A 14903-nucleotide genomic window follows, 5' to 3' on the forward strand; every position below is an offset into this window, starting at 1 on the left:
ACCCATCCTACTCGCTAAAACCAATAGTCGCCTATACATTTCCCATCCCGTGGCAAGTCATCGAATGAATCCAGTCCATCAAAGTGGTCAATAGGTAGCTTGGCAATAGGTTCTGGTTCGGTTAGACGCAAGTTGACGGCAATTCTGCGGCGACCTTCCTTGTCAATTGCTTGTGCTCGCCAGTACGCAACACAGCCACAGTTAGGGCAGAAATGGAATTCGATGGACTTTCCACGAGCGTAAATTTTAGTTTGGCCTGAAACAATTATGCCTTCATTTTCGAAGTCATATGCCCACAATACGCCATAACGTCGGCAGACTGTGCAGTTGCAGGCAGTAGCCGACTCGGGTACTCCATCGAATATCCAATGTACCGCACCGCAGTGGCAAGAGCCTTCAAGTTTTTTAGTCATAAGTTCTCCAATATTGCTTAATGCAGAAGTGAGCGGCCAGCGCAGCCTTTTGCGCAGGCCCGCTCGACTGCCGGGGGCCACTTGCCGAAAACACACGAAAGCACTTTCACCGCAACCCGCCGTTTAGTCGCCAGTGCACCCATGTGCCTGCCCATATAGCAAAAGGCAATTCGACAAAACCCCACGCGACCGTAATTGCAGCAACGTATGTCGTAACGTAACCGGCGAGCAACATTCCCCACTGTACCCAGGCCCAGACCAGAAACCAAACGCAAAGGCCCGATACGACACCCGCACGACAGGGGTTAGGAAACGCAGACTTAAGAGTAGCCGCCAGCCAGACAGAAAAGATGCCAAGGAGAAGCAGCTTAAGTAGTCCCTGTACTGCGACGAGTGGGGTTGGTTGAGGAAGGGAAAAGCGCGAGAACAGATAGACCCATTCGTCAGCGAGAACGACCAAATTCAGGACTGCCTCACCGGCAACAATTATGAGTCCAGCGACAACACCGCCGACGAGTAGCGGAAACAGTTTCATGGAAAAGTCCGATCAGAGATAGTGGCCCAACGTAAAGCTAAGGGGCTGGCACGATTGCGGCCGTGCCGCTTGAGCGCCATGTTATACATTTTTGCGGCATAGTTTAAGAACATCCCTCAGCTAGGATTAGCTTACTGGTTGTAGATTTATGTCGTATTGAGAATAACGGTTGAGCCTCAGTATCCCCTAAAAATTCCTTTGCGTTTTCTTTTGAGGGGAACTCAAGAATTACAACACGCTCCGGGCACCAGTCACCTTCCATTACCTCAGGCTCCACTCCTTGCACGATATATCTACCACCATGTTTTTTTATAAAAAGAGGTATTTTTTCGATATATTCTCGAAAGCTCTCAAAATTGTTGATTGATAAGTCCAATATCAGGTACGCATTCATTCTTTGGTTCTCTCTAAACTCAAGTCCTAATGTCTATTGATGTATAACGCCAAGCTAAGGGGAGCGTCCCTTTGAGCGACGTATTATCCATTTGCTTCACCTAGTGTCTGTATGAAAAAATCGTAAGCTGGGTTGCTTAAATATGGTTTCATTCGCATAAAAAGAGACCGTAAGCCAGCCCCATATTGGTCAATAAATTGAGTGCTTCCGCCAGCAATCTCTAATTCATTGGCAGCTGTCAATTCGCAGAATTTCTTGAGCGCATCATTCGCTAGCACATATTCTTCGCAAGAAAATCTGTTTCGAAAAACTGGATTATTAACTATCCCGAACTGGGGCCAGAAGAAGTCTCTATCGCAAGCACAATACATATAAATAACCTCTTCAGATTCCGAGCCGACCAACTTCTGTATTTGCAAGCGCTCATTTAGGGCAAGTAATTTCCCATCATAGCCATCAGTTCCATACACGGCATGATAGAGACCCGCCTTGCATAGAACTTCATTTGCTCCCCAACGATGTAACAACTCGTGGGTTCCTATCAGATGACTGAGTAGGGTTCCATTCAAATGCTCAAACTCCCCAGCGCCAAGGTCTCGCAATCTTTCAAAAATCACGTGATCGATCATTTGGATAAGGTTTTGACTGATTGTTTGGTTTCAATGAGAACTTACAATTACAACAGGAATATTTTCTAAAAGTACCCGAGACAACTAAATCCCACAAGCTATAAAACCTTTGATTACAAATTGGGAATTTGGCTGAAAAAATATGATAAGCCATTAGCCCCCATGAAAGACATAAGCCTGGAATGACCATAAGATTGAATATATCAGGATTCGCACCTGTGTTTATTGATATTACTGCTACAAAAAACGCTAGCACAACAGGGATATAGCAATATTTCCCTTTTTTCGTAATTTTCTTTAACTCAGCAGCTTTTTGGTCATTATCCACGGGTGCCCCAAATCTTATAATGTGGAGCTAAGGGGCGGCGCGCTTTTGCGCCGTCCCGCTTGAGCGCAGGGTTAGCTAAAATAATCATGAAGACTTCCTGCCAAGAAAAAATAATGAATGGAATATAGGCATATCTGTATTGTTTGGTTCTTAAGGCGATAATCCCCCAAAGAGGATAAGTAAATATGGGGAGCACTGCGATCCATAACAATATGCTTTTCGTCGATCCGGGCGCGTCGAACCCCATACCCGCTCCTAACGAAATAGGCAACCAAAATGCTAATGCAATTTGTGTGAAGGATTTTCCCCGGTCGGTTGGTGGGGTGCTTGAATCGGAGTCATTTCTGATAACTTTCAAGGGGATTTTCCTTGTATAGCTAACGTAGAGCTAACCGGCGCTGCGCGGCTTTATCGCGTAGCGTCCAGCGACTGAAAGGAGCGAGGTTGAGCGCCGGGTTAGGTTTCACTGGCGAGAACTTTACAAGTGCCTTGACCAATGCAGGCCACAGACCAGTAGCCGTTGCCATCAGATTCAAGATGCAGCGAGACCTTCAGTTCGTGTGTAACCGAAAACGCGAGATCATAGCCACCCGCGCTAGACGTAATGCCGGCCGTGAATTCGGTGTGCTTGTGCTGGCGTATGAAGGCTGCCAACTCTGAGTTATTTGGAAGAGGCAGACTCATAAGGATTACGTCGCGCAGCCCCTCCTTGGATAGGGGATCATCGCCCGCCACCAGTAGGAAGCCAGCGTCTGCAATTGAGTCTCTTAGGACGATTGAAGGCATGTTGAGAAACCTAACGTGAAGCTAAGGGGTAAGCGGTCCTTTAACAGCATCTGTATAAACAGCTCGAAAGGAACGAAGATAGTGTCCACTTATAATCAGGTGGACACCTATGAAGGAGCATAACACGCGATTATCGCGGCCATTAATCGTGGGGCACGGGCGAGACGGCCGTTGCCTTTATGATCCGGAAGCCAAGCGGGAGCTAGTGAAAGTTTGCTTGCATTCGGGCACATCGGTTGCCAAGATCGCTCTGCAATACGGTATCAATGCCAATCTGCTGCGCAAGTGGATGGGGCATTACCGAGAAACAGGACATCCGAATCCGAACAGTCCATTAACGTTGCCGGCTTTTGTGCCCGTTCAGTCGCTGAGCGCAGAGAAACCGGCTGAGTCAGCGCTCAGTGCGGAGTTGCCCAACGGCGTTAAACTCGCGTTACAGCCTGTCGCACTGAGCGACCTGCCGGTGATTTTGAAGGCGTTGGCCGAGCTGCCATGTTTCGTTTCGACGCAGGATTGAAGGTCTACCTGCACCGCGAGCCGGTCGACGGCCGCAAGGCCATCAATGGTTTAGCGCTGCTGGTTGAGCAGGCATTAGGCTTGAATCCGTTCGAGCCGGCCATCTACGTGTTCAGCAATCGCCGGCGGGATCGGATCAAACTGCTGTTGTGGGACCGCACCGGTTTTTGGTTGATGCTCAAGCGGCTGGAAGCCGACCGTTTTCACTGGCCGAAAGAGGCAGCAGTTGTGACGTTGACGGTCGAGCAACTCCACTGGTTGTTAGCCGGTATTGACTTGGCCGCGATGCGGCCGCATCCGGCACGAACCTATACCCAAGTAGGCTGAAACGCGGATGTAAAGCCGGTAAAATAACAGCATGACGCCCACCATCACGCTGTCCACCGAAGACTACCAAGCCTTGCTGGCCGAGCAGCAACGGCTGGCGAGTCAACTGCGGTTGGTGACGGTCGAGCGGGATTTATTGAAAGAACGTGTGGATGCCTTTCTGCATAGGCTGTATGCCGCAAAATCCGAGGCGCGGGCCAATCCGGCCCAGCGCGACCTGTTCCTAACGAAGCCGAAGTGTTGGCGCCGAACGGTGCTCCAATCGCCGAGGAAGCCACGCCCGAAGCGGTCGAGGTGGCCGGTCACCGCCGCAAGAAACGCGGTCGCAAACCGCTCGATCCGCATCTGCCGCGTGAGATCGTGCGCCATGAATTAGCGGAAGCCGAACGCATCTGTGCGCATGACGGTACTCGTCTGGTGGAAATCGGCGCTGAAATCAGCGAGCAGCTCGACATCGTGCCGCAACAGGTGCGAGTCATTCAACATCACCGCGTCAAATATGCCTGCCCGTGCTGCGATGAAAGCATTCGCGTGACGCCGGCACCGGTTCGCATCATCCCCAAAGGCTTACTCACCGAAACGGCATTAGCCTGGGTCGTCACCGCCAAATACCAGGATAGCCTGCCGCTGTATCGGCAAGCCGCGCTGTTGAGCCGTTTCGGCGGCGATCTGTCGCGCAACACGCTGGCGGCTAGCATGGTGCGGGTTGGCGACGCAGTGCAACCCATCATCAACTTGCTGCGCGACCATCTACTCGATGCCGATCTGATCCTGGGCGACGAAACCGTGGTTCAAGTGCTCAAAGAATCCGGCCGAGCCGCGCAAAGCAAAAGCTATCTGTGGGCACAAATGACCGGCTCCGGACCGCCGATTCGGCTGTTCAGCTACACGCCGGGGCGCGGCGGAACGCATGCGCAGCCGTTGTATGACGGCATCAAACCCGGCGCGGTACTGATGAGCGACGGCTATGAGGTGTATAACGCCATTGCCGCCAGCCGGGGCGCGATTCACCTCGGCTGTTGGGCGCATGCGCGGCGTTATTTTGTCGAGGCCGAAGCCGCCATTCCTAAAGCCGCGCGCGGCCCGGAGCAACTGGCGACGCAGTTTATCGCGGCGATGGGTGAACTGTACGCGATTGAAACTCAGACGAAAGACCTGAGCGTCGAACAGCGTGGGCAGCGGCGCCAGGAGCAAAGCCGACCGGTTTTGGTCAAAATCGAAGCCCTGCTGCTACAACATCTGCATGCGGTAATCCCCGGTAGTTTGCTGGGCAAGGCTTTGCATTACTTGTCATCGCAGTGGTCCAAACTGATCCGCTTCGTCGACAACGGCGCTTGGCCCATCGACAACAACCTCTGCGAAAACGCCATACGCCCCTTCGTGGTGGGCCTCCGCAATTGGTTGTTTTGCGATACGGTGGCCGGCGCCCGTGCCAGCGCTAATCTTTACTCGTTGATCGAAACCTGCAAGGCCAATAGCGTCGACCCTTACACCTATCTGGTCGATCTGTTCCGAAAGCTTCCCACCGCAAAAACTGTCGAAGAGTTCGAAGCGCTGTTGCCTTGGAATCTCGACGCCCTAACGGACTAATCGCACGCCAACGGTTAAGTCATTGTCCGTTTCAGTTCTAGTGCGTCCTTCAAAGATCGCTTACGCTAAGGGGCGCGCCGCAGGCGCGGGGTCCCAGCGACCAAAGAGAGCGAACTTGAGCGTAGGGTTAGACATAGTCCTTGGCATAAACACTGAGAAAATCATCACCTGCCGCGCTTTCTGAAAGAAGGTAATACCCAGACCAGTTGTCCCATCCAGCGAGCAGCCTAGTGTTGCCCCGTACGAAGTCAGGAACGATAACCTCGTCCAAGCCGCGCACGCGATGACCTTCCCGCCGAAAACCATGAACAAATTGTAGCTTGAGCCGCAACCAGAGAGCGAACAGTGGGGACGCGCGCTCAAAACAAAGTTGAAGATGACCATTGGCCGCAGTCGAGAGATTTGCAGTTCGTTCGCGCATGTCTAACGTAGAGCTAACCGGCGCTGCGCGGCTTTATCGCGCAGCGTCCAGCGACTGAAAGGAGCGTGGTTGAGCGCCGGGTTGGGCGTGATTTCAGCAAACGAGGGCATTTAGTTATTCGACAATCGGTGAATAATCCAGCGGGTGTTGCTGTTGGCGCCGCTCGAAGCTCTCAACCAACACCCCATCGTCTGGGACCAGAGCCCAATAGCGTTGATCGAACTCAGCTTCAAGAGGCTCCAAGTCATCGCCTTGGCGAATAGCCTTTTGAGCAGCGCCAATAAGGTCGGCGATACCTCCAAAGCCAAAGTACGTGTAACCGGCTTGGGCGGCAACGAGTTGCTCTGCGGAAAGGCATTCGACTGCGTTAAGGACTCCGCCATTCATGGTCGGGCCGTGAAAGAGCAGCAACCCAGCCAAAGCAGTGTCGCCGGGGCGAGGAGATTCCCCTCCACCTTGACATGCGCGATTCCAAATCTTGTCCGTGCCGGTTAGTTCATACATGGCATGACGCCCAACGTAGAGCTAACCGGCGCTGCGCAGCTTCATCGCGCAGCGTCCAGAGAGCGAAGCGAACGGGGTTGAGCGCCATGTTAGGGGTTGTTTTCATGCGCTTGCTGCCGAGCCAGTCGCCCTTTTCCTAGAATGAGCGGTGAATCACCCTCAGGCTCACCTTGTCTTATCTCTTCCAGCGTTTGCCAAAGCAAAAACGTACCGTCTTTAGTGGCCTTGCCCATGACAACGGCACCGTTGCGCCCGCTGGTGACAACAAGAACTGCTGTATTGCCAACCACCACACCTTTGACCGTACGTTCGCCGCCCTCGTTTAGCCGGCCACAGCCTGGCGTTGAAAATGTGTGGTCACCGGAGATTCTGTTTCCGTTTTGCACAAGTACGAATGTGGCTAACCCACACTCAACACGACTCTCTTGTTCTGTTTTTGAGCGCAGATCAATAGACCACGTGCCATTGAAGCTGGTCTCCGCGGCCGAAGCTGAAGAGGAAATGGCAACAATGACAAACATGCAGAGCGAGGCGAAAAATGCGCGCACCAATGACCCCTAACGTTTGACATAACCGGCGCTGCGCGGCTTCATCGCGTAGCGTCCGTGTTGATGGATGGGTTGGGCGTCGATGGAGTCGTATTTCATCTCATAGCCACCATCGCGCGATAGGCCGTTCGCTCATAAGCAACAGGACTGAATCCGGGATTTTCCTTTCGCATACGTTCCAATGCCGCTTCGTATGGCATGGCCCCCGGATATTTATGAGCAGATTCGCCAACATAAGCCGTACTGAGCAGCAACGCTTTCGACTTCTCTAGGCAAGTCTGGTACGCAGCCTGATCAAACTCTCCGAACACTTCTTCGGGTGTGATGTCCGGGAGTTTCGGTAGCGGCCCCCAGTGCTTTGTCTCGTAGTTGTAGTAATGGATACAGAACACTGCGTCGAGAAAACTGGCGGGGTTTTTTGCCTCAGTGATAGCTCTATCTCGTACTTCGACGTCGTACTTTGAAATGCCCATTGTTTGTTCTCTCAGCGTGCCACTATTGACGCCCAACGTAGAGCTCAGGGGCGCGTAGCCGGCTTGCCGGCGGAGCGTCCCTCTGGAGCGCCTTGTTCGGCGCGAAGTTGTTGATCAACCGCCCGGACTTCTGAAATTAGCTCATGCCCTTTGTAAAAGAGTAGTGAGAGAGGGAGGCGATTGTTGCCAAGGTCATCTTCTTTGGCTTCGGCTGTCAGTACCCCATTGCCAGTGAGCAAATAGAAGCGCGTGTATGAAGGCTTGGGCAAGGGGTAGCTCTTGGTCGGCTGTACCTGCTTAGAAAATTGCTGTGAGGTTGCGAGAAAAGACTGAGCCGCACGATGAGGACCAGCATGTGGGCCAAGCCCGATGATGCCGCCGCCATTGCTGAAATAGAGACTGACCGTCCCGTCGGCTAATGCCACAAGGGAAGCAACAGCCTCCGGATAGCCAGTTTCCATTACGACGCCCCACACTTCGTTGGCATCTTTCAGCTCAACGCCAATGGTATCTGGCTTCGCGCTGAGCACCATGTTGCGCAGCCCAGAATATACGTCCGCCACCTTATAGCCGACAGCGCTGGCCCCCGGTGAAAGGAGCCCAGCAATGAAAGAGAAGAAACTGGCCATAAGGAATCTGCGCTTCATTGTGGTGACGGCGAACGTGTAGCTAACCCGACGCCCGTCAGGGCGGTCGGGTTGAGCGCAGGGTTAGAAAACCGGGCGAGAGAATGCATTTTGCGGCGACGAAAAGAGTTCATTGAAACGTTGTGCCTGCAATTGCTTACCGTCCGAGAAGTAAAAATTATGATCACCAGATGCAGATTTCATTGCTGCCACGGCTTGATCGACGGATGCGCGTTTCCAGTAAAGATGGTTGTAGAACGCTAAGTATGCGACGGTGAGATCAGACTGGAGCACCGTGCCCGTATTGCCGATTAGGAAGCTGAATACGCTACCGTAAGCATGAGCCATGCTCGATGCTTGAATTCCGTTGCAAGATGCCATGCATACAAACGGGTCGTATCCCTTAATGTGGTTGTGCGAGGCAAGCAAATTTCTGAGTTCTGGCCAGCTGATAAATGTGTTATCGCTTAGCGCAATACCCTCATTCGCACCGTGCATACATAAGTGAATTAACGGAATAGCGTCGGTAGGGAAATTGAATGGCTGCATCTGTGCAACGCAGTTTTGCAATCGCTCGCGAAGAGCGGAACCAAACGTTTCTCCGTTTACGGCGAGAGTGTAGAAGTGCGGTATTCGAATAGCCCGCAAAGCGTCTCTAAGCGCCATTCCGATACTGTATCCGTCGATCAAGTCCGAAGCGGAAGGAGAATCGACAATGTAGACAAACGGGCTCGGCTGCGGCGTCGGAACGGATGGTTGTGTGGGATACATGTTTTCGAGGACTTCTAACGTGGAGCTAACCGGCTCGCCAAAGCGTAGCTTTGGCGAGTCCAGCGACCGAAGGGAGCGAGGTTGAGCGCCGGGTTGGGCATTATTTTCCTGATTTATTGTTACTGTTCTTAGGGTCAAACGATTCTAGTGCCAAGGAGCTTTTGGGGAACTCAGGTTTGCTACCAGAGCTAACAGAATCAAAAGTCATGACGCTTTTCGGAAAAGTAGGTTTTGCCTGTTGGACATTAATCTGGCTTGTTGTTTGTTGTTGATTTTGAGTTGTTGAGGGTGCGGGCTGTTGCGGTGCGGCTGGCTGCTTTTGTGTCGGTTGCGTCATTTTTGGCTCCTGAATAACTTGGATAGGTGAAACAATTTTAACGGATTGAGCTTCGGGTTCTACGTTAGTAAAAACGTACCCCCATCGAGGTACGCAAACAAGGATTAGTAAAGAGAAAGTACAAAAAGCCAATCGTTGAGCGGTCAATAATTTTGACTTTCTATGTTGATTTTGTGTGAAGTTATGATCAACCGAATTTGCGATTTCATTTAAGAGACCGTTTCGCGCATCAAGCAAGACAGTGTCGGGTTCTGGATGAGCATTAACATACTCAATGATCTTTGACGGGGACGGCAATCTTGAGTATTTAAATGGCCAGAGCAAGACATATGCAACATAGCCAGTAGAAACAAGTAGGATCAAGATGGCAATCGATAGTGGTAACCAAAAAAGATAGATGTTCCATGTCAGGAAAAGCTCACCTCTTAAGCTGCTAATTAGGTAGGCGGCAATAGCAAAGCAAGGGGGTAATGGCTAGACTTAAAATGAAATTGATTCGTTCTCTAATCTTATCTGTGCTTTTGTCTTCCGCCTCATAAGATTCAATAGAGCGTTCCAGTAACCATTCAAGAGTATCGGGATTCATTACTGTCCGAACCTAAATGCCCAACGTAATGTATACGACATCGCTTGTCCTATAATCCAGAGCATTATGTCGTATAATCCTTTTTTCATGATGGCAAGTTATTGTTTGTGAACGAATTGGCTCGGGCAAAGGGGACATGTTATGGAAACAAATACGACATCGGCACCGCCAAAAAAACGACTGGATCAGGTACGCGATAAAATTCGTTTCAAGCACTACAGCCTGAGTACCGAGGATACCTACGTGTCCTGGATTAAGCAATTTATTTTGTTTAACGCCAAGCGTCATCCGACGGAAATGGGCGCGGCCGAAGTCGAACAGTTCTAGACCTATCTGGCAACCAAGCGGCATGTCTCCAGTTCCACGCAAAATCAGGCTTTGTCGGCCATTCTGTTTTTGTATCGCGACGTGTTAGCGGTGCAATGGCCTTGGTTGGACGGCATGGCCGAGCTTCGCCGATCGGCGGCGGCCTATTTCAACGGTTTATAAGCCCGTTTTAGTCGGCTACCGCCGTCCGATTTCAACAATCGCAGGCTCTGTAACAAAGAACGCCGGTTAGCGCGCATCCCTTGCCTATAGCCCTGTTCGAATAACGCCGGTTGCCAGCCAGCGCTTGGCGCTCGGATGCCATCCAACGCCTGTTAGCGCTCTAGTAAACAATGTAGCGCGTGTCTCTGAATTTAGCCTACGCTTTTCATCTGCGCACTGCCCCATCGTCCGCCGTATCAGCCACGCCAAAAGGAGCCCGACATGAACCAGCATCTGATTTCTTTAAGCCTTTCCGACAACGATCTCGCGGATATAGATGCCGCCCTGAAAATATTGGAAGACCGCTTCGCCGGCTTTCTGGTCTTAACCCCGGAAGAGCGTCGCGCCATCCCCAAGATGGGCGATAAAACCGAAGCGTTTTGCCGTCAGACGCTGACGGTGTCCAGCCAAAATACGTCCGCCATTCCGCCCGGTCTGGATACCGCCTCGGCGGAAGCCGATCTGGCGACGCTCGATAGACTCCGCCCTCGCCTGCATCGGCTGCGCGATTTATTGAGCAGAGCCGAAGATACCGACATGGCACTGGGCAGCGATATTTATAGTTTTAGTCTGGATGCTTACGCTTCGTTGAAAATCGCCGGTAAAGGCGCGGGATTGGAAACGCTGCGGCAGGCGATGTCGGTTCGATTTAACCGCGGCGCCAAGCCAAAAACCTAAACCGGCCAGCCTGTCGGCTAAACAAGATAAGTAGGTCAGCCGCCCGGCTCGGCCTTCCGGCACACCAACTAAGCTCAAGTCCATAGCGGAATAGATAAAGGCAAGGCTCGCAAGCTTTGCCGCTAACCCCGCAAGCTTATTCGCAGCACTCGCAAGGTTCCAAGCCTTGCCCGCAAGGTAAATGACTTTGCGGGCAAGGCAATTTTCTATGGGCATAAGCCTAAAAGCCTTGAGCGCAAGGCTTTAAAGTCCAACCACAAGCATATTTGGCTTGCGCGCAACGAAAAAAACCTTGCCCGCAAGGCAAATAAGCTTGCGCGCGACTCTAATTTACTTGTGCGCAAGGCTCTGACGCTTGCGAATCCGGCAACGCATCGATCATTCCAACCCAGTACGTTTGTACCGGCACAAATGCGTTATTGCCAAAAGCCGCCAAACTGCGCCAGCATGCCGGCAGTGTTTAATTTGCAGGATACGGACCATGGCGGAGGATAGAAAACCCGAAAGCGGCGGCTACGGATCGCCGTTGCCGATCGCATTGATCATGACCATGTTGGCGAGTTTGTTGATCGGCCATTCCCTGCCCTATCAGGACGAACGGCCTTCGGCCGACCCGCTGAAATCCAGCCATCCGTCGCTGCAGAATATCGACGCCCGACTTTGGCAAGATCCGTTTTCCACTGTCGAAAATGCCGCCAACGCGGCCGGCAAGTCCGTAGCCGACGCGAAATCGTTCGCGCTGTTTGTAGACGGCCGTCCCGCGAATGTTGAAATTCGCCCGTCGCCGACCGCTCCGCCGTTGCCGGAAAAGAAAGCCATCGTGCCGGATGCGCTGAATCACTCGAACCAGGCAATCACGGTGCTGGCGGTCACCTTGCCCGGCGGCCCGTATCCCGAAGAAGCCGAACAGCGGATGCGCCGCCGCTATGCCGTACTGTCCGGCTTGGCCAATCAAGATTGGATACCGAGCGACGAACAACATCTTGGCGTGTTCGAACCGGGCCAAGACGATTTGCAAAAACTAGTCCCGTTCGAATGGTGGTTGCCGCGCGACGGAAATCAGAAGTCGCCGATCCTGGTGCTATGGCTGGATGAAGCCAGTCTGACCGAAACCCCGTTCGCCAAAATCAACCGCTTGCTGAAACTGGTCATGCCCGAGCAAGACCAGGCCAGCTATCGGGTGATCGGCCCCAACAGTTCGGCGACCCTGCGCACGATGCTGGCGGAAACCGAAAACCCGGCATTCGCGCATCCCCCTGCCCGGCATCGCCCAAACTTGGCGATGCCCTCGACGCCGATTGCAGACTCGACATCGGTTTTTACGCGGCGGCGGCCACCGCCGCCGACTTCGAATTGAGCGGTCTATGCAAAAACAAGGACGCGCATTGTCTGGAAGAGCTTTTCAAGCAGAAAAACATCCGTTTGCTGCGTACCACGTCCAGCGATGACGACTTGATGAAGGCCTTGGTCAGCGAATTGGCGTTGCGGCGAATCACCGCCGACGCGCACATCGTAATACTGTCGGAGTGGGACACGTTTTACGGCCGCGCCATGCGCGACACCTTTGTCAAAACCTGGCCGTCCAAACCCAAGACGACGCCTCCCGGCAGCCAATGCGGTCAGAAAACCGTGCATAGCTACAGCTATATGCGCGGCCTGGACGGCAAATTGCCGAAATCCGGCGATAAGAGCGCGGATGCCAAGGCATCCGGCGCGAACAAGGACAAACCAACCGAAAACGCCAACATCGAAACGCCCGAAGGCCAAAGCCAAAAAGACTATCTGCGGCGACTGGCCGGCAATATCGCCGAACTGGACGCGTGCCTGATCCAGAGCAGCCCCGACGGCGGGATTGCCGCGATCGGCATCCTGGGATCGGATGTCTACGACAAGCTGATGATTTTACAGGCCTTGCGCCAGTACTTCCCGCATACCTTGTTTTTTACCACCGATTTGGACGCCATTTACAATCATCCGAGCAAATGGCTGCAAACCCATAATTTGTTGGTAGCGGCGCCCTACGGCCTATATCTTGACGACCAGTGGCAAGGCAGCATCCCGCCGTTTCGCGACAATTATCAGACCGCGCTGTTCCTGTCCACGCAGCTGGCCGTCACGCCCCCACCGCTTAACATCAAGCCCATCATACCGACGCTGTTCGAAATCGGCCGTAGCCGGCCGATTCCGTTGGCGGTGCCGCGCTGCGATGACTCGCGCGGCCTTTCGCCCAATCCCGAGCACTGCATGTGGCCGAACTGGGAGCAAGCAGATCAAGGCATTCAGCCGGCCGTCAAATCGAGCCGCTTCAGTTTTGAATTCAAAAACCTGCTGTTTTTAAGCCTTAGCCTGATCTGCATGGCCTGTCTGGTCAGTTGGCAAATTCGCAAATGGGCATTGTCGGCCGTTTGCCGGGTTTTAGACAGCGGACTCATGGCCTGCATCGCCACGGCGGTGGCGTTATCGGCGCTGGGCATTTTTGTGGTTTTTAACGAATATCTTGCCAGCCCGATGGCCGAACCGTTTTACTGGCTGGAAGGCGCCAGCATCTGGCCGACCGAGGGCCTGCGCTTGGTTTCCTACCTGGTTGCTGTGGCCTTTTTTTGCTGGGGACAACGCCGGCTAGCCCAAATGCGCGTAACCGTTTCCGAAACGTTCGGTTTGCCGAACCATGCCGATGCGTCGATCAAGGAATGCAAGCTGATGTTTGTCGGCAGCTGGGAAGTCGCGGAAAATCGCCCCCAGCCTGGCCGCAGGGATACGCTCCGGCGAATGTTGACTCAACGCGTGCCGCCGTTCTCCGACTGGCTGGTGAAAGATCTGTTGCTGATCGCGACGCTTGCGTGGTTGATTTACTACTATTCCCAAACCTGCGTGCCGCAAACCCCGATGGCGCTGCCGCTGCAAACTAAGCTATACCTTGGCCTGAGCATCTTGAGCTTTGTCGGCTTGACCCTGTTAGTCATGAATTCCGCGTGCGCGATCGGCATCCGACTTGGCGCGGACGCGATCCAGCGCAAACTCGCCACGCCGGCGGCAGCCACCGCCCGGCTCTGGCAACACTATCTAGGTTATCTGGATAACACCAAACTGGGCATTCCCGGCAACCTGCTCCGGGTATTGATTCATAGTCTGGCCTTCATCGTCGTCGCCGGCATTACGATGCGCTTCGGGCAACTTCCTAATATTCCGGCGCGCGGTACCTCGGTGGTCGCGGTGAATGCCGCCTTGTTGCTGCTGTCGGTTCTGTCCACCGTGATGCTGACCATGTGGGTGGTCGAGCACGCGCGGCTGTGCGAACGCTTGATCGCCAATCTCACCCAACAGAGCGATGGCTGGAACCGGCGGGCCATCGAGCATGCCCAAGCCAACGCGGTCGCCGAACCCTGCGTTTCGGAATGGTTGAAAATCCAGTTGGTCAAGGAGCTGACCAAAGCCATGCAGCCGTTGATCTGGGGCCCGGTCGCGGTGATTGGATTGATGGTGCTGGCGCGCAATCCGGCCATCGACGACTGGAATTTGCCCTGGGGCCTGCGCGCGGTGTTTATCTTGATGTTTATCTATGCGTTTTCGGCGGAATGGCTGTTGCAGCGCGGCGCCAGAACCACCCGGCGCCGAGCGATCGAGCAATGGAGCTTTAAGGTAAGGGAATTGCGACACTCAGGTAACGCGACGAGCGCGGAAATCGATCGGATCGAATCCGAGATCGAAAGCGCCCGCGCCCTGCGCGAGGGCGCCTTCCGGCCCTGGTACGAATGGCCCTTGCTGCAAGCCTTCGGCGGCACCGGCGCGCTACTGGTGTTGTTTCAACAACTGTCGGAATACTGGACGTTGAGCCAATATTAAGCGCCCGCCGGACCGATGAACCACCCGCCGACCTGGCAATGCCGCCAGCCGCGCTCCGCTAGATCGATCG

19 protein-coding genes and 2 pseudogenes are annotated in these 14903 nt (G+C 53.5%); 7 read left to right on the forward strand and 14 right to left on the reverse strand.

What is annotated here, in order from left to right:
* Positions 1-14 precede the first annotated feature (14 nt).
* From ACP4CD_RS08695 to ACP4CD_RS08725, 7 genes are all read right to left on the reverse strand, one after another.
* A complete protein-coding gene (locus ACP4CD_RS08695; RefSeq protein ID WP_426994262.1) occupies positions 15-413 on the reverse strand; it encodes a GFA family protein in 399 nt (132 codons plus the stop codon).
* Positions 414-519: 106 nt separating this feature from the next.
* The gene (locus ACP4CD_RS08700; RefSeq protein WP_064031098.1) at positions 520-948 is read right to left on the reverse strand and encodes a hypothetical protein; all 429 of its coding nucleotides are present in this window, start codon (positions 946-948) and stop codon (positions 520-522) included.
* 103 nt (positions 949-1051) lie between these two features.
* Positions 1052-1342: a DUF1330 domain-containing protein gene (locus ACP4CD_RS08705; RefSeq protein ID WP_064031099.1), complete on the reverse strand. Its 291-nt coding sequence runs from the start codon at positions 1340-1342 to the stop codon at positions 1052-1054.
* 83 nt (positions 1343-1425) lie between these two features.
* Positions 1426-1971, reverse strand: coding sequence for a DUF6817 domain-containing protein (locus ACP4CD_RS08710; RefSeq protein WP_426994263.1), 546 nt, complete (start codon positions 1969-1971; stop codon positions 1426-1428).
* Positions 1949-2299, reverse strand: a complete 351-nt coding sequence (locus tag ACP4CD_RS08715; protein ID WP_426994264.1) for a hypothetical protein — start codon at positions 2297-2299, stop codon at positions 1949-1951. Before ACP4CD_RS08715 ends, ACP4CD_RS08710 begins: the two co-directional genes overlap by 23 nt.
* Entirely contained in the window at positions 2292-2657 is a 366-nt protein-coding gene (locus tag ACP4CD_RS08720) for a hypothetical protein (RefSeq protein WP_426994265.1), read from the reverse strand. Before ACP4CD_RS08720 ends, ACP4CD_RS08715 begins: the two co-directional genes overlap by 8 nt.
* Positions 2658-2755: 98 nt before the next feature.
* Positions 2756-3085, reverse strand: coding sequence for a hypothetical protein (locus ACP4CD_RS08725; RefSeq protein ID WP_426994266.1), 330 nt, complete (start codon positions 3083-3085; stop codon positions 2756-2758).
* A 109-nt stretch (positions 3086-3194) separates the two neighbouring features.
* On the opposite strand from ACP4CD_RS08725, the gene ACP4CD_RS08730 reads away from it, so the two are divergent.
* The 3 genes and pseudogenes from ACP4CD_RS08730 (at position 3195) to tnpC (ending at position 5518) form a co-directional block, all read left to right on the forward strand.
* On the forward strand, positions 3195-3602 hold the full coding sequence (locus ACP4CD_RS08730) for a transposase (protein WP_231883784.1): 408 nt from the start codon (positions 3195-3197) through the stop codon (positions 3600-3602).
* Positions 3578-3928 carry an IS66 family insertion sequence element accessory protein TnpB gene (gene tnpB / locus ACP4CD_RS08735; RefSeq protein WP_064031840.1) on the forward strand — a complete coding sequence of 117 codons (351 nt, stop codon included), beginning with the start codon at positions 3578-3580 and terminating at the stop codon, positions 3926-3928. The genes ACP4CD_RS08730 and tnpB overlap by 25 nt, the downstream gene beginning before the upstream one ends.
* A gap of 31 nt (positions 3929-3959) precedes the next feature.
* Positions 3960-5518 (forward strand): annotated as a pseudogene (gene tnpC, locus ACP4CD_RS08740) (IS66 family transposase).
* Between the two features lie 127 nt (positions 5519-5645).
* On the opposite strand, the gene ACP4CD_RS08745 reads toward tnpC, so the two are convergent.
* From ACP4CD_RS08745 to ACP4CD_RS08775, 7 genes are all read right to left on the reverse strand, one after another.
* Complete coding sequence (locus ACP4CD_RS08745; RefSeq protein WP_426994267.1) at positions 5646-5939, reverse strand: hypothetical protein; 294 nt, start codon at positions 5937-5939, stop codon at positions 5646-5648.
* Between the two features lie 114 nt (positions 5940-6053).
* Positions 6054-6443 (reverse strand): hypothetical protein, encoded by a 390-nt coding sequence (locus tag ACP4CD_RS08750; protein ID WP_426994268.1) that lies wholly within the window; start codon positions 6441-6443, stop codon positions 6054-6056.
* Between the two features lie 89 nt (positions 6444-6532).
* Positions 6533-6991: a hypothetical protein gene (locus tag ACP4CD_RS08755; protein WP_157197971.1), complete on the reverse strand. Its 459-nt coding sequence runs from the start codon at positions 6989-6991 to the stop codon at positions 6533-6535.
* Between the two features lie 95 nt (positions 6992-7086).
* Complete coding sequence (locus ACP4CD_RS08760; RefSeq protein WP_426994269.1) at positions 7087-7500, reverse strand: hypothetical protein; 414 nt, start codon at positions 7498-7500, stop codon at positions 7087-7089.
* An 8-nt stretch (positions 7501-7508) separates the two neighbouring features.
* Positions 7509-8093: a hypothetical protein gene (locus tag ACP4CD_RS08765; RefSeq protein ID WP_157197973.1), complete on the reverse strand. Its 585-nt coding sequence runs from the start codon at positions 8091-8093 to the stop codon at positions 7509-7511.
* Between the two features lie 81 nt (positions 8094-8174).
* Positions 8175-8861, reverse strand: a complete 687-nt coding sequence (locus tag ACP4CD_RS08770; RefSeq protein ID WP_426994270.1) for a hypothetical protein — start codon at positions 8859-8861, stop codon at positions 8175-8177.
* Between the two features lie 100 nt (positions 8862-8961).
* A complete protein-coding gene (locus ACP4CD_RS08775) occupies positions 8962-9561 on the reverse strand; it encodes a hypothetical protein (RefSeq protein ID WP_426994271.1) in 600 nt (199 codons plus the stop codon).
* Positions 9562-9925: 364 nt separating this feature from the next.
* Between ACP4CD_RS08775 and ACP4CD_RS08780 the strand changes: the two are divergent.
* The 4 genes and pseudogenes from ACP4CD_RS08780 (at position 9926) to ACP4CD_RS08795 (ending at position 14833) form a co-directional block, all read left to right on the forward strand.
* A pseudogene (locus tag ACP4CD_RS08780) lies at positions 9926-10273 on the forward strand (phage integrase N-terminal SAM-like domain-containing protein).
* 261 nt (positions 10274-10534) lie between these two features.
* Positions 10535-10990, forward strand: a complete 456-nt coding sequence (locus tag ACP4CD_RS08785) for a hypothetical protein (protein WP_426994272.1) — start codon at positions 10535-10537, stop codon at positions 10988-10990.
* A 481-nt stretch (positions 10991-11471) separates the two neighbouring features.
* A complete protein-coding gene (locus ACP4CD_RS08790) occupies positions 11472-12347 on the forward strand; it encodes a hypothetical protein (protein WP_426994273.1) in 876 nt (291 codons plus the stop codon).
* A complete protein-coding gene (locus ACP4CD_RS08795) occupies positions 12344-14833 on the forward strand; it encodes a hypothetical protein (RefSeq protein ID WP_426994274.1) in 2490 nt (829 codons plus the stop codon). Before ACP4CD_RS08790 ends, ACP4CD_RS08795 begins: the two co-directional genes overlap by 4 nt.
* The last annotated feature ends 70 nt before the right edge of the window (positions 14834-14903 follow it).

Source organism: Methylomonas stagni, assembly GCF_050154735.1.
Classification (GTDB): Bacteria; Pseudomonadota; Gammaproteobacteria; order Methylococcales; family Methylomonadaceae; genus Methylomonas; species Methylomonas koyamae_A.